This is a genomic window from Sphingobium sp. GW456-12-10-14-TSB1, from assembly GCF_059424385.1.
Genome location: NZ_JBWKZI010000002.1, coordinates 632333 through 653678 on the forward strand (window position 1 = coordinate 632333; position 21346 = coordinate 653678).

The window sequence follows — 21346 nt, forward strand, 5'->3', positions numbered from 1 at the left end:
AGCCGATCGGGCGCGCGATCGAATTCGACCTCAAGCCGGGAAGCCTCTACCTCGGCGTCGCCTGCAAGAGCTGCGGCGGCCCGATCGTGCTCGCCCGGATCGATGGCGTTACGCCGCCGACGCCTCTCCTAGGCACCGCGTTCCAGATTGCCTGTGGAGATGGGGCCTGCCTAGCGCAGCACAGCTACGGACAAGCTGATATGTGCCGGTTCCGGTGGCCGGGAAGGAAATGAGCTCGACCGGCTGAAGGGGACGGGCCTCCGCGATCAGCTGAAGATTGGCGTAGGTCGCCATTGCCTCGAAATCCTCGCCAATCTGCTTCGCCTCATAGGGAAAGACGGTGTTAAGGCGCCGAACCGTGCCGGTCGCGACGCTCGCCAGAAACGCGAGTGTCTTCTCGGTAAAAAGATCGTGCTTGCCGGGAATAGCCACGATCGACGGACCGGCGCCCGATGCGCGGGCCATTGCGTCGGTCCCGTCACGCCACGTCCTGCGAACATGCCAGGCGATCATGTCGGCTGCCTGCAATGCGACCTCGATCTGATCGTCGGCGTGGCGCGGATTTTCGAGAAGGAATGCGGCAAGGGCCGGTTCCATACCCTGCCTCAGCGCGGGATAGGATTCCCGAAGCGCCGTTTCGTGCTCGATCTGGCGGTCGAACACGAATTCTGCGGTCTTACCAAACCCATGCTCCGCCACCAGTTTGTAAGCGGTGGCAATCGTGAGGTGGAACATCATCTGGTACGGGCGGTCCATCCAAGCCATCATCTTACCCGCAAAGATGCGTTCGTAATCGTCGTGGCGGACGATCACCGCGACAGTGGCCGTGGCGTGTGTGCGGAGGATTTCTCCGAGCCGGGCAAGCTTGGCGTCCCGCTCGCTGCGCGGAACGCCCTTGAAAGCGCCGCGCCCGGCATTGGCGTCCTTCATCTTTAAGAATGGGATCGCGGGCGGTGAGGCCAGTTCCGCTATCCATTCGGCTTCGAAGGTCGCAACCTGTTCGGCTTGAAACGCAACGCCGCCGAGCACGAAGACCGGTGGATCATTTTTCCCGCTATCGTCGATATAAAAACGAAGACTCATATCCCCTGCTTTAGCTGTTAGGCGCTTACAGCTAGCTTCCGCTATTTTAAGGCTTTGCGCGATGCCCTTTTTGGCGGGTTAGTCCCCAGAACTTGCTGGGCGGCTCACTGCGCAGACCTTGGCGTTAGAGATAGGAAAGCTGTCGGTCTGGACTGGAGGGATGAGAATTGGCGCGCGAATGGCGACGAAGGGTCGATTCACATGCCGCTGAAACTGCCCGCCATTGTCGCATCAGTGCGATCGGCTCTGCGCCAATAGGTGGAGAGTTGGCGCCGATTGGCATTCGCGTCTAGTATCGGTGGAACAGCGAGAGAATTTTTACCGCAGAACATACCGATAAGGATGCACTCTTGCTCGAAGGCCCACGCCTGAATCCGCTTTCAGGCTCGAAACCTGAAGCAACGGTCAAACTGATCCACGGCTACGGTTCGAATGGCGAGGATTTGATCTCGCTGGCAGCGATGATGCAGCCCTGGCTGCCATACGCTGTTTTCGTGGCGCCCAATGCGCCTTCGCTGCTTCCTCAAATGGCAGCGGCCCACCAATGGTGGCCTATCGAGACTTTCTCCATGGCCGAGCGCGCCGCTGGCGCAGCTGCCGCGGCGCCAGCCCTTGATGATTTTATCTCTGTAGAACTTAAGAAGGCCGGCCTGACCAGTGATCGCCTGCTGCTGGTGGGGTTCAGTCAAGGTACGATGATGGCGCTCCATGTCGGACTTCGCCGGCCGGAGACTGTTGCGGGTATTGTCGGTATCTCAGGCATGCTGGTTGCCCCGGAAAGCCTGGAGGCAGACATACGCAGCCGTCCTCCGGTTCTGCTTATCCATGGCACGCAAGACGATGTTGTACCATTCCGTTCGATGGAGTTGGCATCTTCGGCACTCGCCGCCGTTGGGAGACTCTTGCTTCGTCAGGTCTCGGCCATAGTGTAGGGCCGGACGGCCTTTCTGCCGCGATTGCGTTCGCACGTGGCGTCCTCTCCCGCTCCTGAAGGATGAAGCTTATCACCCCGTCCATCGTTTCTTCCCCTATGTTCGCCTTTCTCGACTTCGAGGCGTCATCCCTCTCCAAGCTGAGCTACCCGATCGAAGTTGCCTGGGTGTTTGAGGATGGCAGGAGCGAATCCTACCTGATCCGGCCCGCGCAGCAATGGACGGACTGGGATGTCGAAGCAGAGGCTGTCCATCACATTTCACAAGAAATGCTGCAAGAAGACGGCCTCCCGCACGACGTCGTTGCGTGGCGCATGGTTGAGCAGTTGTCCGGTCACACCCTTTTTGCAAGCGCGCCGTCCTGGGACGGAAAATGGATGAGCGCCCTTCTTCGTGCCGCCAAGCTCCCGCGCCACGCCTTACGTATCCGCGACCCCGAAGAGGCGCGCGCTGAAGCCGCCAGGCGGATACTCGCGCCGGTCGTTTCGCCCGAACGTCTGCATATAGAGATCGACGATCTGCTAAACCTGGTCGACGTCAGGCGCGAAGAGGGGGAGCCGACACACCGCGCGCTCGCGGATGCTCTGGACGAACACCGCCACTGGCTGGATGTCGTGGCCGCAGCGACAGCTCTTGCCGGAAAGGCTGAGGGTGGCTGACCATCCGGTGCCCCTGGTCTATTTCGGCGCCCTCAGCGATACGTGCGCTAATCCCGATCCGACCCTCACAAGCCGAGTAACCAGAGTGTTTCGCGACTTGGGCGTCCGCAATGTTAAAACGGAACGTCCGAACCTAGGATTCGAAACTTAATGGCTGAATGGCGACAAAGGGTTGAAGACGCTATCTAACTGGCGCAGTCGCTCATTCTTCTACGAGATAGTCGGCAGGTATGTTCCTGCTCCAGTGGCCCAGGCGGTCACGACGTTCGATGACAGATCCATGCAGGCGTGCTGTCGCGGGAATGGTGCGGCGTTCAAATAGTGGGAGGCTCAGCCCAAAAATGGAAGGACGAGATGAGCTTTTCGCTTTGCGCCGTGGTATAAATTCCAGAAGCGCCCACCCCAGGGTCATCGTTTCATGGGCTGGCCCAAGGGGATCGGGGCGTACATATTTGGAACCGGCTGGCTCACCCATCACCACCGAGTTTATACTTTGCTGCCTGAACTTCAGGCCACAGCGCCTCGCCTGCTCGATCATCCAGACCAGCGGCACCTTGCCGAAGGCGCTTTGCGTCTCGCGATAACCTCCGCCCACATCGCCATGCCCGCCAGCAAACCAGACTTCGCTCACGTCCTGCGGTCTGGCAGCCCCTTTGTTAAATGAGTTGCCCCAATATTCCTGATCGGCTGGCCAGAGCTTTGGTCGGAACATGGTGCGTCTCTCATCGATCGCGACGGCGTGCGCAACCGTTTCCACGCTGCTGTTGCGGCTGGTGAAGGCATGGGACTTGAGCCTGATGCCCAGACCGCCGCTCTCGATAACGGATGCAACGGTGTCAAAAAGACCCAGCATGCGGATCGGCGGACGGTCTGTATCAAGGATGCGCTCGTAGAGACGCATTTCTGCAAAGGCTTCCTGCTTTGCGCCTTCTCCGATGCGCTTGTACGCCCGGTAGACATAATCCAGCAGATTGAGGTTTCGTCGCTCGATCAATCCTGCTGCATGGATGAAACCTGCCAGAACTCGGGCGCTATAGGCGCCGCGGCTGAAGCCGAAAATATAGATACGGTCGCGCTCGCCGCTTCCGCCTGGTCCTTTTCTATCGTCATAATTCTCAACGAGAAAGCGATAGGCTTCCTTCACATTGTGATCGAGCCCCCAGCCGGTGGCGAGCCCCCATATCTCATGCACCTTGCGCCAGGCCCGCGACCATGCGCCTTCAGCGCCAAATGTGCCAACGCCTGGATCATAATAGACGAGCTGCTGGGCATCCTTGGTCAATATCCCGTAGAGACGCAGGATATTGGTCCGGTCACTCTCTATCTCGTTCGAGGTGCCGTCGAGCAGGATGACAATGCTTTTGGGCATGCAGGGCATCCTTTCTCAGAGTTTCGTCCAATTGGCTCAGGGATGGCTGCGCTGCCGCGCGCAAACGGCGTTACCAGAATCCCAATAACGGGTTTCCACCGGCCAGAGCGCGGTGGCCTGCGCATTGATCAGGGTGTCTCTGTCCGGCCTATCCGGAAAGAAGCGCAGACCGGTTCGCGCTTCGATCCGGGCGATCGACACAAGTTGCGGCCGGTGGTCATAGATATGATCGCGAGCCCGTGCCTGATTGCAGTTGACCCAGGCCGCGCCCGGAACAGGCTCTCCCTCTTCGTTCAGCTGGTTGGGTTGCTCGAAGACGAAGGCCAGCGTGTCGATGCCTGATGGGCTCTCGTGGATCAGGATCTTGAAGAAAGCGTCGGGTATCTCGACCGGCAACTCGCCAGGATCGCCGATCGTCAGTCCGCGAGTGGCAGGGTCGAAGATAGGACCGGTTATCAACCAGATGCTGCGATATTTGTTGGAGGCTGCGGCCGAGTAATTTTCCAGATGTTGCCATGGCCCCTGGTTAAGGTCCTTGGCCTGGGGGGAGGCATTCCAGAAATTGTGCGTGTTGCAACTCGCCTGTGCGTTGATCCGCTGGGCATGATCGCTCATCGCTAGATGGCCCCGGTTCCAGACCTCGCCCGCGCCCCGATAGCTGTCATCGATGCGGCGGTTCGTCACTCCCTGAATATTGTCGACCAGCGGCACCAGCTCGGGCGAGCTATACCAGCGATTGGGCCGTCCGATCGACACCGGCGGCTCGGCATAGTCGCCATTGGTATCGGGACCTACGCCACGAAGCTCATAGGCGACAAATTGCGGATTGAGCCGCGGGATATGCCTGGCCTCTCCATTCCTGTCTTTGCCGTCATCGAATGAAGAGTAATAAGCCGTGAATCTTTTGGTCAGGCTGCTGCCGGCCGGCGCGACACGCTGGTGGTCATGATCGGTTGTGACAAGCGCTAGATAGGGTGACACGGATGCGTTGCTGCAGGGGAAGCTCTGCGCCATCGCAGGAGCGGCCGTGCAGCCCAGAAGAATGGTGCCTATCCATAATCGCATATCGGCTTCCCCTTTCACCTCTATGTGTCTGACCCTGACTGTAAATCAGGATGACTCGCACCCCATAGCATATTCACCAATTCCTGACCCGGCCGAATGACCGAACATGACTTCACTTACCCATGTAATCGGGCCATGGAGAGCCCATGCGGACTATCGGAATCTCTCTCGCCATCGCCCTGTGTTTCGGGGCCGTCACCTCAACGGCTCAAGCCTGGGGGCCAATAGGCCACCGGGTCACCGGCGCCATCGCCGATGAGAACCTCGGCGGTGTTGCCCGCGCCAATGTGAAGATCCTGCTGGGGACAGAAGATCTGGCTGAAGCGGCGACCTGGCCAGACGACATGAAATCCGATCCCGCCAATTTCTGGCAGAAGACGGCGAGCCCTTGGCATTATGTGACCGTCCGCGAAGGGGATGACTATAAGGGTTCAGATGCGCACGCCGAAGGCGACGCGATGACAGCCCTCACGCGGTTTACGGCAACTCTGCGCGATCCAAAAGCGTCGCCCGACGACAAACGTCTCGCCTTCCGCTTTATCGTCCATATCATTGGCGATCTGCACCAGCCGCTCCATGCAGGCGGCGGCAATGACCGGGGTGGCAACGATGTGAAAGTGACCTGGTTCGGCCGGTCGACCAATCTACATTCGGTGTGGGACTCTGTGATGATCGAGCAGCGATCCCTGTCCTATTCCGAACTGGCAGGCTGGCTCTCGCGTTCGATCACGCCTGCTCAAGTCATCGCTTGGAATGACCGTGATCCTTCAGTCTGGCTCCATGAAAGCATCGCTTTGCGCAAGACGATCTATCCGACCGATCCCAATCTCTCCTGGGACTATGCCTATCAGCATCGCGCCGAGCTGGACGACAGGCTCAAACATGCCGGCATTCGTATCGCTGCCTATCTCAACTGGGTGTTCGAGCCCACCAACGCCATAGCTGCCAAGGCGAAATGAGGTGCCTAGAGGCTCACAGCATGACCTGACCGGCATTCTGCTCGGTGACGGGCCTTATCCTGTTCTGCGCGTGGATGATGGCGGGGAATGGCGTCTCGATGTGAGCGGCCGCTATCATCATCTGCTTGGACGACGCGTCCGGGTTTCGGGCACGAGGTCGGAATTCGACATGCTGGACGTCAAACGCATTGAGCCTGCCTGAGACAGGCGTTTATCCTGCGCTAGCGACTCATGTAAGAGCCTCTGTGGTTGCCGCCCGTGAGGCAAGAAGTATTTGAACCGGTGAACAGGTGATCGAGCGCGGTCTTCTGTCAGGCCTTTGATTGCAGCGTTTTCCAGAAGCCGCTGGCCGGTATGGTGATCCGCGGATCAGGTCCAAATCTGATTCACGAGCTCGAAACTCGGGACTCTTAACTGGTTTTCCTGATCCAGATCTGTTCGATCATTTTGCCCATTCGGGTCGTCGCCTTCTCACTCCCCCTTACCAGCTTGGGCCTTGCGCAGCCTTTCTATCAGGCGGCGATTGCCGTTGCCGGGGTTCGATAATCTTCCTGTTTCGTCAACATCGCCCAGATCATCCGGGCCATCTTGTTGGCCAATGCGATTGCCACCAGCATCCGTGGCTTGCGCGCCAGCATGCGGGCTAGCCACGATGTTTCTGAGATCGATTTTCGGCCCATCCAGTTCAATCGCGACATGGCGCCCATGATAAGCAGCTGGCGAATGTCGCTTTGCCCGGCTTTGGAGACGCGGCCATGACGGGTCTTGCCTCCGCTCGAATGCTGTTTCGGCACCAATCCCAGCCAAGCGGCAAAGTCCCTGCCGCATTTGAAGCTCTCCATTGGCGGGGCAAACGCTTCGACTGCCAGAGCCGTCATCGGCCCCACTCCAGGCATGGTCTGTAGCCTTCGAGCCATGTCTGCTTGCCCTGCCAGATCCTTGATCCGGCGGTCGCTTGTCGCAATCCGCACGGTCATTGCTTCGATCTGCTCCAGCAAATCGCGGCATTCAATCCGGGCAATCTCAGGCAGATCGCTGTTGGGCTCGGTGATGATCGCGGCGATCCGGGACACGTTATTGATGCCCTGCGGCACCACATGACCGAGCTCGTAAAGAAAAGCGCGCAGCATGTTGACCAGTTCGGTGCGCTGCTGAACTAGCCGGGTCCGCGCCCGGAACAGCATTGCCCGACCTTGCTGCTCGGCTGATTTTGGCTCGACGAAGCGCATTTCCGGTCTCTGGGCGGCGATCACGATCGCCTCGGCGTCTGCCGCATCATTCTTCTGCCGCTTCACAAACGGCTTCACGTATTGCGGCGCAATCAGCTTCACCTCGTGGCCCAGGCTGGTCATCTCGCGGGCCCAGTAATGCGCGCTGCCACAAGCCTCCATCACAACCACCGCACGAGGCTGCTCGGCCATAAACTTGAGGAAACTCTGCCGCGACAGCTTTTTACAAAACCGAAGCTGACCTGTCATCGACGCGGCATGCAGCTGAAAAACAGCTTTTGCCAAATCAACCCCGATCATCATATCCTTTGTCACGGTTGCCGTCCTTTCCGCTCAGTGGCCTTTCAACACCACTATCTTGGCACATTGCGATGCCGTCTGGGGAGGGCGGCAACCACCCCATCTGTTTCAAGGGATGAAGCCGATGAAGATCCTGTTCTCGTTTCTGGCCGCCGCCTCGATCGCGGCCCTGCCCGTTGTCGCTACCGCCGCCCCATGCAAGGACGCCAAGGGCAAATTCACCAAATGCCCTGAAAAGAAGGTCGCTCCCAAGCGTTGCAAGGATGCAAAGGGCAAGTTCGCCAAGTGCGGCTCACCCGGTGCGAAGCCGACTTAAGGGTAAAGCGTCATGATCGACACGGGGCGCTATATTGCTCCGTGTCGATTATGTTTTCAGCCTACATCAAAGGTCAACTTGCCAGGCCAATGGCTATCGCTGTCATAAAAGATGACAGCAATCGACATGAATCAACGACCTTCGCAGCTTGTCAGAAGTTGTTGGTAAGATTAGCACTATCCTTCTGCTACGGGGAATCAGCAGGGGGGAAATATGAATTTTTTACGTCGCGCAATCGCGGCTCTGTTGATCGCAGCGTATATAGTCGCGCCAGCAGCAGGCCAAGAGCGCACCGCAACCAAGGGCGGATTCAGTCTTGCGCCACACAGCGGCAAGACCATCCTAGTGTTTCGCCCAACGGTACGCGTCGGCGCCCAATCCACAGGCGGCATGTTCGAGCCCAACGCAGACTGGACGGATCAGGCGCGTAAGAATATCGACGACGCTCTGGCGAAACGTCAGCAGGCCTTGGGCAACGAGGTGATTTCTGCGCCGGTTTCCTATGGCGAGGATGCGCAACTGGTCGAAGAATATTCGGCCTTGTTTGCGGCGGTTTCACAGTCGGTGATCCAGTATCAGTTTTTCGTGGGCAATCGTCTTCCCACGAAAAAGCGCGACAATAAGGCAGATATATTCGAATGGTCGCTCGGCAGCGGCGTTGGCGCGCTGCCCGGCGCCAAGGACGCCGACTATGCTTTGTTCATCTATAACAAGGATGCCTATGGCTCTACCGGCCGGAAGATGCTGCAATTTGCCGCAGCGCTGGGAGGCGTAGGAGTTAAATCGGGCGAACATGCCGGCTATGCAGGCCTTATAGATCTCAAGACCGGCAACCTTCTATGGCTTAATGCGGACGGCGCGATGGGCGGGGATGTGCGAGAAGTAGACGGTGCCGACAAGCGGGTTGGTCAGTTGCTGGAGGAGTTTCCAGGAAGCGCGCAGCCTAAGCTGGCGACTGCGCAACAATGATGCAACGACCGGCCGGGTTGGTTGCGATGGCTGCAGCGCTCATGGCACCTGCGGCGATCGGGCAGAGCAAGATTGCGCCACCCCCTCCCCCTTATGCGGGCGCCTATCAGCCGCAGGGTGTAGATGAGATAGGGCTCTGGGGCGAAGGAGATGAGGACGAACGCATCCTTGCCAATTCTCCGATCCTGCTTCGGGACGAAGCGCTCAACGCCTATGTCAAAGGCGTCCTGTGCGCGACTGTTGGGGACGATCGATGCCGATCCGTCCGTCTCTATATATTGCGGGTTCCGCTGTTCAACGCGTCGATGACGCCCAATGGCACGATGCGGGTGTATAGCGGCCTGCTGCTTCGCGTCCGCAACGAGGCCGAGCTCGCCACGGTGTTAGGCCATGAGTTTGGTCACTTCGAAGAACGGCACACATTAACCGATTGGAAAGCACGAAGATCCAGCACCGATCTGCTGAGCTGGGCGGCAGTCCTGGCGCTGCTGGGCAACACATATCAGTCATATTCCAATTTCGATAGTTTGCAGCTGTCGGTTTATGGCCGCCTTTCTCATTTCAACCGCGATCAGGAGCGTGAGGCTGATGCGCTCGGACTGGGTTATCTCAATCACAGCGCCTTGCGCCCTCAATCTGCATCTGTGGTCTGGCAAAATCTGATGGCAGAACAGGAAGCCTCGTCGCTGGCAAAGGGCGTCAGGAAGCCTGACTTCAATAAAGTTGCCTTCTTTGCATCCCATCCTCCTAGTGGCGAACGCGCCGCTACCCTGGCGGCGTTCGCCGATCCGGCGGGCGCTGAACGGGACGATGGCGTTGCACGCTACGCAGCAGCTTTGGCGCCCTGGCTACCCACCTTTCTGGACGATCAGATCAAGCTGAATGATTTTGGCGCCAGCGACTATATCATATCGTCGCTGGCGCAAAATGGCTGGACCGCAGCACTCCTGGTGGCTCGCGGTGATCTTTACCGGGCGCGCGGCAACCCGCGTGATCTGGCGCAAGCTGCAGAATTTTATGGCAAAGCGGTCGAGATGGATGCCGGACTACCCGAAGCGCAGCGCGGACTAGGCTTATCCCTTTTCAAGACTGGCCGTCGCACGGAAGGGCAGGCCGCCTTGCGCCGCTATCTCGAACTCAAACCAAATGCATCGGATGCCGCCATGATCAACATGCTGGCACCCGCCGCCGGGGGGCAATGATGAAAAAAACGATGTGGACACGTGCGGCTCTCGTTGGCGTAGTCACCATGCTGTCGGTGTCGGTGGCCTGCGCCAACGGCTATCGCGAGAAGAATATGCAGGTCGAAGTCGCGAAATCGGCCATGAAGGTCACGCCCGTTCGTGACTGGAACAGCCTGTCGATCCGTCCGGGCAAAAAGGCCGAGACCTGGACGCTGGACGGAGAACAGCTAAACGACGTCACCTTTTACGGCGGTATAGTGCCGGGCGAACCGTTGATTCGCGAAACGAGCAAGAAGCATAAACCCTTGCCCAAATTCACCAGCGACACATTGCTGGTTGAGATACCCGAGCTGCTGGAAGGCACTTACCGGACGGAGAAGGGGATCGGGTCATTTTCCGTTACAAACTCGAAACCGGACCGGTTTTTGGGACAGGATGGTATCCGCTTTACATATGAATATGTCGATGCGGACAATCTTCCAAGGAAGGGAGAGGCACGGGCTGCCTTGATCAAGGGGCAACTTTATATGGCAACCTTCGATGCACCTCGGCTGCATTATTTCGAAGCAACGCTGGATGATTTTCATGCCCTCACAGACAGCGCAGCGTTGTGACCGAAGGTTTGGCACCTGATGCGACTGGGAGGACTGAAGAGCTGTCACGAGCCGCCGCCGGCAATGGAATCCCGAGCGACAATAGGGCACGATGCGATCAAATGACGAGCGTCGAAGCGTTCGATACTCTCCGAGCCTCCGTCGCCGCCTATAACGGCGTCGAGCATGCAAGAATGGCGGCTCACCGGCAGGCGATATGGGATCTCCTGCTCCAATGATCCGCTTCCCACTCCGCGCTCGCGCACGGTCGTCACAATCTTTGACGTTCGTCGGAGACGGGGGGCATTTCTTTTCGGCTCCAACAGCATTTCTTGACCGCTTGCAGAGCGACGCGCTCACCGACGCTGACATGCGATTTTTGGCTCAGGAAGGCCATGCTACCTCAGATCGGGGCGATCTGGGGTGGATTACACACGCCTATGGGGTAGCGCAGCGCTTGGCCAAAGTTGGCCCGCTGGATTATCTCATCCTCGTTCCGACCCTGCGTTGCAACCTTGATTGCAGCTATTGCCAGGTGTCTCGCGCACCTGAGCATGCAGCCGGCTTTGATTGGTCTCAAGATACGCTGGAAGCCGTTCTCGCGATGATCGATAAGCTCGACACGCAGAGCATCAAAATTGAGTTTCAGGGCGGAGAGCCTTTGCTCCGACCCGATCTCATCCATGCAGTCATCGAGCGATGCGCGCGGTTCACCGAAGCCAGCTTTGTCATCTGTACGAATTTGATGACCCTCGATGGGCCCTCCTGGGCACTGATTGACCGGCCTGACGTGCAGATCAGCACGTCTCTGGACGGGCCGTCAGACCTGCATCGGAAGAACCGCACCAGGAGTACGGAGGCGACCCACCGTTTCCATGCCAATTTGACGGAAATAACGGATCGTTATGGTCCCGGAAAAGTTTCGGCGTTGCCAACGCTGGACCCGAATGATCTGCCCGGTCCCGCCGATCTGATACAAGCATATACCGACTTTGGGTTGACCAGCATCTTCCTCCGCCCGGTCAATTTCCAGGGTTTTGCGCGCAAGCGTCATCCAGGCTCGCGCAGCTTCGACGAGCAATGGCGCACATTCTATGAGTCTTTTGTCAGCGAAATTATTCGACGAAACTGGTCAGATCGCAGCCAGGTTGTCGAGGAGAGCTATCTGAGCCTGTGCTTAAGGCGCATCTTTAAGCCTGGACTTGATCGCCATGTCGATCTTCGCAACCCTAATCCAGCTGGCCATGACTATGTCGTCGTGGATTATGACGGCGGCCTCTACCCGACCGATGAGGCGCGCATGCTCACCCGATCGAGGGTGATTGATCTGGGCATTGGTCACGTCTCAACCGGGATGGACCTCAGAGCGCGTGATGCTCTGAACGCTCATGCAACCAATAGCTTCGATCCGGCCTGCCAGCGTTGCGCCTATCAGCCTTTCTGCGGTCGAGATCTCATTGATGATCTTTCACGTTATGGTCGGGTCGATATGCCACGGCATGAGACGGCCTTTTGTCAGCGCCACCTGCACATATTCGATTTGGCATTCTCGCTGATCTTCTCGGAGGATGAGGCTACCAATTATTCCGTTCGCCGCTGGCTCGACTTGCCCGGATTACTCGGACCGATTGGCGCGCACTTGCAATGATCCCTCTCGTTCTTCCTTCGACATCGGATGCTGCCACGCCATTCGTAACGCGTCTAGGCGCGGTAAGGGGTGGCGATAATCGGGATGCGAGGCTGTTGAGCGATGCAGGTGGCATCGCGCTTTACAGCGGCGACGTTGGTCTTTTCACCATCGATCGCCCGGAAGGCATAAACCTTGAAGGTGACATAGTCCTCGTCGATCCATGCGCTGGCAGGGCCGAACGCCTGATACGCGCGGGATCCGACCATAACACGCTCCTGGTCACCGAGCGATGTGACCAGCTCTGCATCATGTGTTCACAGCCGCCCAAAAAGACCCATGATGATCGCTTCGCCGCATTTACAGACGCCTGCTTGCTCGCTCCGGAACGTTCGGTCATCGGTATATCAGGCGGCGAGCCAACATTGTTCAAAGCTGAACTGCTCGAGTTGCTGGAAACAGTCCTCGGCAAGCGGCCGGATCTGGCTTTTCATATCCTCTCCAATGGGCAACATTTCGAGCAAGACGATGTCGAACGATTACGGCAGCCCTGCTACCAACGGGTGCAATGGGGAATTCCGGTTTATTCAGCCGATCATATATCCCACGACCAGATCGTGGCGAAAGAAGGGGCATTGGCTCGTCTCGAAAAGAGCTTCTGCCATTTGCTGGCAGCGGGTGCCCGCATCGAATTGCGGACCGTAATGTTATCCGATAACTATCATGATCTGCCGCGGTTAGCGCGGTATGTGGCAACGCGCCTGCCGTTCATCGAGCACTGGTCGTTAATGCAGCTCGAAAACGCTGGCTTCGCCAAGAACCGCTGGGATGCTCTCTACGTCGATCATCAGCAGGATTTCGCGCCCCTGGGTCAGGCTCTTGACCATGCGATACTCTTGGGCCTCGACGTGCGCCTCTTCAACATTCCACGATGCAGTGTGCCACAGGAATATCGGCGGCACGCAATGGCGTCGATCTCGGATTGGAAGCGGCGATATGCGCCAGCATGTGCCCCATGCCATGAACGTGACCAATGCGGTGGATTTTTCGAATGGCATCCCAAGGATGCCGATCTCAAGGTGGTTCCCTTATGAAGAAATCGCGGTTCCTTATCTCGGGTCTGACTTTTGCGGGACTGGGCGCGGCAGAAGCCGCGCAGGCGCAATTCATGCAGGCGGTCCTCAAGGTCGACGAGCCCGGCAAGCAACCGCTGATCCAGCAATTTCGCCAAGAGCATAAATTCACCTTGGCCAGCCACAGATCCCACCGCAGCCATTCGTCTCACAGCAGCCATAGGTCTGGTTCGGGCGGCAGCATTTATCGCGCGCCTATATATACGCCAAGCTATCCCACCTCGGCACCCACTCCTACTCCGGCGCCATCGCGCTCTCGATCGACGACGAATGGGGCGTCATCGCTCTTGGATGCACCTGCCACTCCGCCTTCTCAGGCTCCCATTCCGCTTAGCGGTCGGACGGAACTCTTCACTACGATCACCAAGAGGGTGCAACTTGGGCTCCAATCCTACGGCTATTATCAGGGCGTAATCGATGGCGTTGTCGGCAAGGAAACCCGGACCGCATTGGAGAAATTCCAGGGTGACTTCAATCTGAAGGTGACTGGAACGATCACACCAGAAGTGTTGGATGCGCTGAAGATCGTGGCGCAGTGACATCATAACGCCGCGTCGATCGGCCATCGGCTTGGCCCTGCAGTGCGTTCCAAACAACTTCAATTCGCGCCGCTCGTTCTCTGAGAGGGTATCAAACCGGACCGGCCGCACTTGGGCACCGAAATTCGGCGGCTGAACGTCTTGGAAGGGTCGATTGACCCTCGACCTTTTCATCAGGACTGGCAATATCGCCTTATGGCGTCCGATCGTAAAACCGTTGAATTCCTTGTTGAGCAGATGGCAGGCGGCGGTACCGTTTCAGCCAAGGCGATGTTTGGCGAATTCGGCATTTATTGCGATGGGAAAATGGTCGCATTGGTCTGCGACGACCACCTATTCTTAAAGCCCACGATTGGAGGGCGGGCATTCGCTGCCGGTGCGGAAGAAGCCCCTCCATATCCCGGTGCAAAGCCCTTTCTCCTGATCGACGCGGAAAAGTGGGATGACCGTGAGTGGCTTGCCGAGATCGTTCGTATCACTTCTCAGGAAGTACCTGCTCCCAAGGTCAGGACCAAGCGCAAATCCGGTTGATGCAACGCCTGGCAGAAGCCCGTGTTCGTTAACCTAATGTCCGCTTTTAGAATGTGGAGGTGGCATAGTTGAATGCCCGAGAAGGGTCGACCCTCGTCAGCCAGCCTTCGCAACATCCATCAGTTAGAGCCAGAGCAGCTCAGAAACTGGCGGTCAGATTGAACGAACCATATTTGGTCCAGCGCCCCGCCGGCGCGTTGGGTGCGTCGCGCAAGAAGCGGCCCTTGGCCAACAGCAGTCCGTCAAATTCGAAGCGCAATCGCGCCGGGATGAGCCAGTAACGCAGCCGTGCTTCCAGTTGGTGGCCGGCAAAATCCCCTGACCGACCCGATGCATCGCGCACCCCGGTCCCTGCAAAACTGTCCTCGCTGGCGGCCAGCCACATCGCCCGATACACCGCAAAGGCGTCGAGGCGCTTGCTGGGCGTGACCTCCAGCCTGATGCCAGGCGTCATGATGTTCGTGCGAGCGATCGCATTGTAAAGACCCGCTGGAGCCAGATCCGCCCGGCGCATGCCGAATAGTGTGTCGAAACGCCCATAGCGTCCGCCACGCCGGTCACCGCTGGCGCGGTCGAGTTCCACAGAGAGGCGGGGCTTCCATACAGCTGCAAAACTATAGCCGATATCGGCATGGATGAAGTTGGCGCTGACCGACTGGCGCGATGCAGCAGACGCAAGCGACGCACTGATGGCGCCGGTCTGGAAAAGGGCTTCGATTTCATAATCGAATTTTCCAACGCGCGGCTCTGCGATGATGCGAACCCCGAACGTATCGAGCGATCGGTCGCGCGTCGGCCGCCCGGGCGCATCGCGTTCGCCAAGATGATAATAGCTGATTTCGCCTGTTGCCGATCCCAGGATATTGCTCTTCGTCATCAGGCCTCCCCATAGGACGAGATCGAAACTCTCCCTGTCGAGCTTGACCCTGGCGTCGCGAAGATCCTTTGGATCGTCCGGCAGCCGGACCTGCGGCAGGGTGTAGATCAGCGTCGCCTTGATCCCCTTCGGCATGACCAGATCGGCGCGCCCGCCCGTATAGCCATTGGTGGTGTTGCGATAATCATCGGCCGCGACGAGACGCCGCGATCCCAGGTTCAGCATCATCCGCCCTGCCGTCAGGGTCAGTTTCGACCCCTTGCCGAAGGGTGCCAGGATGTCGGCCGCCACATAGGCCTGGACCGGCTCCAGCGCATTCACCTCCCCAACCGTAACAGGCGTGCCGGCATCGTCACCGAACACGCGACTGTCATAGAGTTCGACCCCCAACCGCACATCGCCCGTCCTATATTCGGCGAGAATGTTTGTGCGGACATTGAGCAGGTCGTCGCTAGCGTTGAAGCCCGTGCGCGCCTGTCTTTCGATCGCTTCGTAGCGGACGCGGATCGCCCCGCTCACGGTGAGACCGTCAGGCGCATCATCGGCCATTGCGACGGACGGCAGGCTGAGCGCGAGGCAGCAAGTCAGGGCAGCAGACAATCGGACAGGCGCAAGCGGCATAAGATATATATATTCCTTTAATCCGAATCAGATGATATATATGTTCTATCATGACGACAAGCGAACCCTCCATCTGGCTGGCCCTGCTGCACCAGCTTCCCGTCAAGCCGCCCTATCTGCGCGTGAAAATCTGGCGTCGCCTGCAGGCGATCGGTGCGGTGCCGCTCAAAAATGCGGTGCATGTCCTGCCTCTCCGCGACGAGCATGAAGCGGCGTTTCGCGGTCTGATGGCCGAGATCATCGAAGGCGGCGGCGAGGCGACCCTCATCGAAGCCCGGATGCTGGGCGGCCAGAGCGACGGTGATATCCGCGCGATGTTCGACGCCGCACGCGACTCCGACTATGACGACATAGCCCAGGCCGCGCGGCGGCTGATCGACACCGGCCCTGCCAGCGGCACCGATATCGCCAAGCTCCAGAAGCGGATGGCGGATGTCGTCCAACTCGACTTTTTCGGCGCGCACGGGCGGCAGCAAGCGCAAGCCGCGTTGGCGGATCTCGACAGGCAACGCTATCAGCATCCCGATGTCAGTCGCGATGAACCGGCCGCCGACCTGCCGCGCGATCTGAGGGGCAGGACATGGGTGACGCGCAGCGGCGTCCATGTCGATCGTATCGCCTGCGCCTGGCTGATCCGCCGCTTCATAGACCCGGATGCGACCTTCCGTTTCGTCGATGGCCGTAGCTACGCGCCGCAAAAGGACGAATTGCGTTTCGACATGGCGGATGCCGAATTCACCCATGAGGGCGAGAATTGCAGCTTCGAAACCCTGGTCGCGCGCGGCGGCCTGACCGATGATCCGGCGCTCATCGCCATAGCGGAGATTATTCACGACCTGGATATTGCCGACGGCAAGTTCGCGCGGCCCGAGACGGCGGGCCTTGGTGCGATGCTGTCGGGCGTCTGCGCCTCCACCGACGACGACCTGCAGCGCATCGCGACGGCCAGCGACGCGCTGAACCAGTTCCACGCCTATTTTTCGAACCGAAAGGCAGACCGATGACCGCAACCGGCTCCATGCTCGCCGATCCATCTGGGCCGAAAGCGAGCGATCATGGCATCCCGCTTGGGGAGGCGACCCGCATCTGGGCGCGCATCGCCGCATTGAGTTTTGGCGGACCGGCCGGCCAGATCGCGGTGATGCACCGCATTTTGGTCGAGGAGAAACGCTGGATCGGCGAGGAGCGGTTTCTCCATGCGCTCAACTATTGCATGTTGCTGCCCGGCCCGGAGGCGCAGCAGTTGGCCATCTATATCGGCTGGCTGCTGCACAAGACGCGCGGTGGGCTGATCGCGGGCGCGCTCTTCGTTCTGCCCGGTTTTCTCGCCATATTGGCCTTGAGCTACCTCTATGTGCTGCTGGGTCAGTTGCCGCTGATCGAGGGCATATTCTTCGGGCTGAAGGCCGCTGTGCTGGCCGTGGTGGTCCAGGCGGTCGTGCGCGTGGGATCACGCGCGCTTAGGAATAATGTCATGCGCGGCATCGCGGTTGCAGCCTTTGTCGCGATCTTCTTTCTCGACGCACCCTTTCCCCTGATCATACTGGCGGCCGGTCTCGGCGGCTATATCGGCGGGCGCAGCGGGCTGCCCCAGTTCAAGGGCGGCGGCGGTCATGGCTCAACAGGTGGTGAGGTCGTCCATGACCGGGACACCGCGCTGGGTGAAGCCTTGCCCGACCATGCGCGACCCGATCTGGGGTGGTCGCTGCGGATATGCGCGATCCTGTCATTCCTCTGGCTGGCGCCCGTTGCCGGGCTGTTCCTGATCCTGGGGCCGGACAATGTGTTCACCCACATCGCCACCTTCTTCAGCCAGATGGCGGTCGTGACCTTTGGCGGCGCCTATGCCGTTCTTGCTTATGTGGCGCAGAAAGCGGTCGGCACGTTCGGCTGGCTGCGCCCCGGCGAAATGCTCGATGGCCTGGGCATGGCGGAAACGACGCCTGGCCCGCTCATCATGGTGACGCAATTCGTGGGATTTCTGGCCGCCTTTCGCGATGCGGGCACGATGGCGCCCCTACTGGCGGCGACGCTGGGCGCGATCCTCACGACCTGGGTGACGTTCGTGCCCTGCTTCCTGTGGATCTTCGCCGGCGCGCCCTTCATCGAGCGGCTGCGGGGCAACAAGGCGCTCTCGGCGGCCCTGACCGCCATCACCGCAGCGGTCGTGGGCGTCATCTTCAACCTCGCCATCTGGTTCGCGATCCACACCTTGTTCGGCCAGACGATGGCAGTCCGTTCGCCGACCGGCAGCTTCGACGTTCCCATTCCCGTTTCCATCAATATAGCAGCGGTCGTGCTGGCGGCCGCCGCCGCCGTCGCCATCTTCAGGTTCAAGCTGGGCGTATTGACGGTTCTCGCCGGCTGCGCGACGCTGGGCGCGATCTACACCCTTACCGTCTGACAGGATCTGTAAAAATGGTTGATGTCTCTCGTCGTACCGCCTTTCAAACCCTGGGAGCAGGCGCTCTGGCCATGGCCGCCACCGATACGGCAAGCGGACAAGTCGCCGCGCCGCCCGCCGCCTTGCCGCCAGCCTTTGCCGGCACGCACCAGCCCAAGCCGCTGCGCTTCGATCCGGCGAAGCTGGACGGGCTGTCGGAGCGCCTCATCCGGTCGCATTGGGAGAATAATTATATCGGGTCGGTAAAAACCCTCAACATGGTCGAAACCCGGCTCGCCGCCGCGCTGGCCGATGTGGACATGCCGCCGGTCCTCTATGGCGGCCTCAAGCGCGAGGAATTGCACCGGACCGGATCGGTCATTCTCCATGAGATATATTTCGATGGACTCGGCGGTAATGGCGAGGCCGCTGGCTCCATTCGCGCGGCGCTCGCCAAAGCCTGGGGATCGTTCGAGACATGGGAGAAGGATTTCCGGCGCACGGGCCTGTCGCTGGCCGGCGGATCGGGCTGGGTGATCCTCGCCTATAATCTCCATACCCGTTCGCTGCACAATCATTGGGCCTGGGACCATATGCATGGTGCGGCCGCCGGCATCCCGATCCTCGCCCTCGACATGTACGAGCATAGTTTCCACATGGATTATGGCACGCAGGCCGCCAAATATATCGACGCCTGGTTCCGCAATCTCGACTGGCAGGCGGCCGACCGGCGCTATGCGCAGGCGATAGCGGTCGGGGCCAGCTGAGGTCGGCAGCGCCTATAGATATTTCGAGATCGTGCGGAATTCTTCGACGGCCGAACCCATGCCTTCCGTCGCCTGGGTGTGGCTGAGGCAATGGTCGAGATGATCGTGGATCAGTGCCTTCTTGGCGCTGACGATAGCCTTTTCGACCGCCTGGAGTTGCTGGGCGATGTCTGCGCAGGGGCGTTGGCTTTCGATCATCTCGACGATGCTGCGCAGATGGCCACCCGCACGGTTCAGCCGCTTTACGATCGCGGGATGGCTGTCATGCCGATGCTCGATGGTCACTCGTGAAAATTCCTCAGTGTCACAGCCTTTACCTATCCCCCTGGGGAGGATATTGCAACGATCTGTATATCCCCCCTGGAGGATATGGATTCGCTGGAGTCGCCCTTGCTTTCCGTGCTCGCCAATCGCACCTATCGCCATCTTTTCTGTGCGCAGGTCATCGCATTGGTGGGCACGGGCCTTGCGACCGTGGCGCTCGGTCTGCTGGCCTATGACATAGCCGGCGGCAATGCCGGGGCGGTGTTGGGGACGGCGCTCGCGATCAAGATGATCGCCTATATCGGCGTAGCGCCCATTGTCGGCGCTTTTGCCGATCGCCTGCCGCGCCGCGCCTTTCTGGTGGCGATGGATATCGTGCGCGCCGCGGTTGCCCTCTGCTTGCCATTCGTCGATCAGACGTGGCAGATCTATATTCTGATATTCGTCCTGCAATCGGCATCGGCGGCTTTCACCCCGACCTTCCAGGCGACCATTCCCGATGTCCTGCCCGAGGAACGCGACTATACCCGCGCGCTCTCCCTATCGCGGCTCGCCTACGACATGGAAAGCCTGACCAGCCCGATCCTTGCCGCTGCGCTGCTTTCGGTCATCAATTTCCACTGGCTGTTCTCGGGAACGGCGATCGGCTTCCTTGGATCGGCGATGCTTGTCGCCACGACCGTCCTGCCCAGGGTGGCAAGCGCCGGGCCAGGACAGCGCGATATCTACGCCAGGACCACGTGCGGCACACGCATCTATCTCAAGACCCCGCGTTTGCGCGGGTTGCTTGCCCTCACGCTGGCATCGGCGGCGGCCAGTTCCATGGTGATCGTCAACACGATCGTCATCGTGCGTGACAGGCTGGGCCTTGCCCAGAGCGATGTGGCGCTGACCCTCGCCGCCTATGGCGCAGGGTCTATTCTGGCAGCACTGACATTACCCCGACTGCTCGATCGGATCGCGGATCGCACCATCATGCTGAGCGCAGGGACGGCGATGGCGTCGCTGCTCGCATTGCTGGCCGTCGCGACTTTCCGGTACGGCGCTGCGCCGGGCTTCTGGTGGGTCATCCTGGGCGGATGGTTCCTGCTTGGGATCGCCTATGCGATGAGCATCACCCCATCGGGTCGATTGCTCAAGCGATCGGCAACGGCCAGCGACCGCCCTGCATTGTTCGCCGCGCAATTTACCCTGAGCCATTGCTGCTGGCTTTTATGCTATCCATTGGTCGGGCAGCTTGGCGCCAATGTGGGCCAGGGTGTCGCTTTTCTCATGATGGCGGTGATCGCCAGTGTCGGAACGGGATTAGCCGTTTTCCTGTGGCCTGCCGGCGATCCGGACATTGTGGCGCACGATCACCCCGAGCTTGAACGCGATCATCCCCATGTCCGAGAGGCGCATGGCGATGATCGCCACCATATATTCATTATCGACGACCTGCACCAGCATTGGCCCCGCCAATGAAGGGAAAATATCGTCTGACCGCCGCAGCATCTTGTGAACTGCCTGCGCTGCCTATACTCCTTGCCGCATGACGGTCGCGCCAATCCGGCAGCGTGCTTATGCAACGCCCCACAACCCAAGGCGCAGCTTTGCGCTTCTGGGCGTGCTGGCGCTGCTTGGCATGATCATATTGTCGACCTGGCACGATGCCTTGCCGCATGTTCATGCCTCAGCGCAGACGGTGAGCGTCGGTATCGACCATCATGACCATGACGACGTGGATGACCACGCCTCTTCGGATCAGGACGATTTCTCCGACCTTGTCCATGTCGCCGCCCATGTGGTGGCTCAAACCGTTGCCGTGCCTGCGGCGCCTGTCGTCGCGCAGGCCATGATTTCGTCTGCGATGTCCTGGGGCGTGGTCCCGGTCGATGACATCGGGTCGGTCAGGCCGCAATCCTTGCTTCGCCCCCCACGAATCTAATTGCGAGCGCGTTTCGTCG

23 protein-coding genes are annotated in these 21346 nt (G+C 59.4%); 17 read left to right on the forward strand and 6 right to left on the reverse strand.

The annotated features are described in order from the left end of the window. Positions 1 to 108: 108 nt before the first annotated feature. Positions 109 to 1083, reverse strand: a complete 975-nt coding sequence (locus AC07X9_RS20125) for a DUF3800 domain-containing protein (RefSeq protein ID WP_086486072.1) — start codon at positions 1081 to 1083, stop codon at positions 109 to 111. 350 nt (positions 1084 to 1433) lie between these two features. On the opposite strand from AC07X9_RS20125, the gene AC07X9_RS20130 reads away from it, so the two are divergent. Beyond that, positions 1434 to 2015 (forward strand): alpha/beta hydrolase, encoded by a 582-nt coding sequence (locus AC07X9_RS20130; protein WP_239018963.1) that lies wholly within the window; start codon positions 1434 to 1436, stop codon positions 2013 to 2015. Between the two features lie 62 nt (positions 2016 to 2077). Then, entirely contained in the window at positions 2078 to 2674 is a 597-nt protein-coding gene (locus AC07X9_RS20135; protein ID WP_239018962.1) for a 3'-5' exonuclease, read from the forward strand. 202 nt (positions 2675 to 2876) lie between these two features. On the opposite strand, the gene AC07X9_RS20140 is transcribed toward AC07X9_RS20135, so the two are convergent. Both AC07X9_RS20140 and AC07X9_RS20145 read right to left on the reverse strand, forming a co-directional pair. Then, complete coding sequence (locus AC07X9_RS20140; protein WP_495197997.1) at positions 2877 to 4052, reverse strand: T6SS phospholipase effector Tle1-like catalytic domain-containing protein; 1176 nt, start codon at positions 4050 to 4052, stop codon at positions 2877 to 2879. A 27-nt stretch (positions 4053 to 4079) separates the two neighbouring features. Further along, positions 4080 to 5108, reverse strand: a complete 1029-nt coding sequence (locus AC07X9_RS20145; RefSeq protein ID WP_130752822.1) for a DNA/RNA non-specific endonuclease — start codon at positions 5106 to 5108, stop codon at positions 4080 to 4082. A 146-nt stretch (positions 5109 to 5254) separates the two neighbouring features. On the opposite strand from AC07X9_RS20145, the gene AC07X9_RS20150 reads away from it, so the two are divergent. Beyond that, positions 5255 to 6067, forward strand: a complete 813-nt coding sequence (locus tag AC07X9_RS20150; protein WP_086486069.1) for a S1/P1 nuclease — start codon at positions 5255 to 5257, stop codon at positions 6065 to 6067. A gap of 1 nt (position 6068) precedes the next feature. After that, on the forward strand, positions 6069 to 6269 hold the full coding sequence (locus AC07X9_RS20155) for a DUF5818 domain-containing protein (RefSeq protein WP_086486068.1): 201 nt from the start codon (positions 6069 to 6071) through the stop codon (positions 6267 to 6269). A 310-nt stretch (positions 6270 to 6579) separates the two neighbouring features. Here the strand turns inward: AC07X9_RS20155 and AC07X9_RS20160 are convergent, their stop codons facing one another. Further along, positions 6580 to 7599: an IS110 family RNA-guided transposase gene (locus AC07X9_RS20160; RefSeq protein ID WP_086485900.1), complete on the reverse strand. Its 1020-nt coding sequence runs from the start codon at positions 7597 to 7599 to the stop codon at positions 6580 to 6582. Between the two features lie 121 nt (positions 7600 to 7720). Here AC07X9_RS20160 and AC07X9_RS20165 point away from each other — a divergent pair, with 121 nt between their 5' ends. The 8 genes from AC07X9_RS20165 to AC07X9_RS20200 all read left to right on the forward strand — a co-directional run bounded on the left by AC07X9_RS20165 (position 7721) and on the right by AC07X9_RS20200 (position 14488). Next, complete coding sequence (locus AC07X9_RS20165) at positions 7721 to 7912, forward strand: hypothetical protein (RefSeq protein WP_086486399.1); 192 nt, start codon at positions 7721 to 7723, stop codon at positions 7910 to 7912. 213 nt (positions 7913 to 8125) lie between these two features. After that, complete coding sequence (locus AC07X9_RS20170) at positions 8126 to 8881, forward strand: hypothetical protein (protein WP_086486067.1); 756 nt, start codon at positions 8126 to 8128, stop codon at positions 8879 to 8881. A 185-nt stretch (positions 8882 to 9066) separates the two neighbouring features. Next, on the forward strand, positions 9067 to 10083 hold the full coding sequence (locus AC07X9_RS20175) for a M48 family metallopeptidase (protein WP_489009450.1): 1017 nt from the start codon (positions 9067 to 9069) through the stop codon (positions 10081 to 10083). Further along, positions 10080 to 10679, forward strand: a complete 600-nt coding sequence (locus AC07X9_RS20180; RefSeq protein WP_254908116.1) for a hypothetical protein — start codon at positions 10080 to 10082, stop codon at positions 10677 to 10679. Before AC07X9_RS20175 ends, AC07X9_RS20180 begins: the two co-directional genes overlap by 4 nt. A gap of 214 nt (positions 10680 to 10893) precedes the next feature. After that, complete coding sequence (hxsB, locus tag AC07X9_RS20185) at positions 10894 to 12306, forward strand: His-Xaa-Ser system radical SAM maturase HxsB (protein WP_086486064.1); 1413 nt, start codon at positions 10894 to 10896, stop codon at positions 12304 to 12306. 95 nt (positions 12307 to 12401) lie between these two features. Beyond that, positions 12402 to 13379: a His-Xaa-Ser system radical SAM maturase HxsC gene (gene hxsC, locus AC07X9_RS20190; protein ID WP_239018959.1), complete on the forward strand. Its 978-nt coding sequence runs from the start codon at positions 12402 to 12404 to the stop codon at positions 13377 to 13379. Beyond that, complete coding sequence (gene hxsA / locus AC07X9_RS20195; RefSeq protein WP_165418739.1) at positions 13376 to 13957, forward strand: His-Xaa-Ser repeat protein HxsA; 582 nt, start codon at positions 13376 to 13378, stop codon at positions 13955 to 13957. The genes hxsC and hxsA overlap by 4 nt, the downstream gene beginning before the upstream one ends. Before the next feature lie 111 nt (positions 13958 to 14068). Then, entirely contained in the window at positions 14069 to 14488 is a 420-nt protein-coding gene (locus AC07X9_RS20200; protein ID WP_235209612.1) for a TfoX/Sxy family protein, read from the forward strand. Between the two features lie 139 nt (positions 14489 to 14627). On the opposite strand, the gene AC07X9_RS20205 is transcribed toward AC07X9_RS20200, so the two are convergent. Continuing rightward, a complete protein-coding gene (locus tag AC07X9_RS20205; RefSeq protein WP_086486061.1) occupies positions 14628 to 15986 on the reverse strand; it encodes an alginate export family protein in 1359 nt (452 codons plus the stop codon). Positions 15987 to 16036: 50 nt separating this feature from the next. Here AC07X9_RS20205 and AC07X9_RS20210 point away from each other — a divergent pair, with 50 nt between their 5' ends. From AC07X9_RS20210 to AC07X9_RS20220, 3 genes are all read left to right on the forward strand, one after another. Next, positions 16037 to 16990, forward strand: a complete 954-nt coding sequence (locus AC07X9_RS20210; RefSeq protein ID WP_081764061.1) for a chromate resistance protein ChrB domain-containing protein — start codon at positions 16037 to 16039, stop codon at positions 16988 to 16990. Further along, positions 16987 to 18390 (forward strand): chromate efflux transporter, encoded by a 1404-nt coding sequence (gene chrA, locus AC07X9_RS20215; protein ID WP_174827277.1) that lies wholly within the window; start codon positions 16987 to 16989, stop codon positions 18388 to 18390. Before AC07X9_RS20210 ends, chrA begins: the two co-directional genes overlap by 4 nt. 71 nt (positions 18391 to 18461) lie before the next feature. Then, on the forward strand, positions 18462 to 19136 hold the full coding sequence (locus AC07X9_RS20220) for a superoxide dismutase (protein ID WP_043150357.1): 675 nt from the start codon (positions 18462 to 18464) through the stop codon (positions 19134 to 19136). Between the two features lie 12 nt (positions 19137 to 19148). Here the strand turns inward: AC07X9_RS20220 and AC07X9_RS20225 are convergent, their stop codons facing one another. After that, complete coding sequence (locus tag AC07X9_RS20225; RefSeq protein ID WP_130752821.1) at positions 19149 to 19421, reverse strand: metal-sensing transcriptional repressor; 273 nt, start codon at positions 19419 to 19421, stop codon at positions 19149 to 19151. Between the two features lie 84 nt (positions 19422 to 19505). On the opposite strand from AC07X9_RS20225, the gene AC07X9_RS20230 reads away from it, so the two are divergent. Both AC07X9_RS20230 and AC07X9_RS20235 read left to right on the forward strand, forming a co-directional pair. Then, positions 19506 to 20864 carry an MFS transporter gene (locus tag AC07X9_RS20230; RefSeq protein ID WP_441347669.1) on the forward strand — a complete coding sequence of 453 codons (1359 nt, stop codon included), beginning with the start codon at positions 19506 to 19508 and terminating at the stop codon, positions 20862 to 20864. 67 nt (positions 20865 to 20931) lie between these two features. After that, positions 20932 to 21327 carry a hypothetical protein gene (locus AC07X9_RS20235; protein ID WP_043150358.1) on the forward strand — a complete coding sequence of 132 codons (396 nt, stop codon included), beginning with the start codon at positions 20932 to 20934 and terminating at the stop codon, positions 21325 to 21327. Positions 21328 to 21346 lie beyond the last annotated feature (19 nt).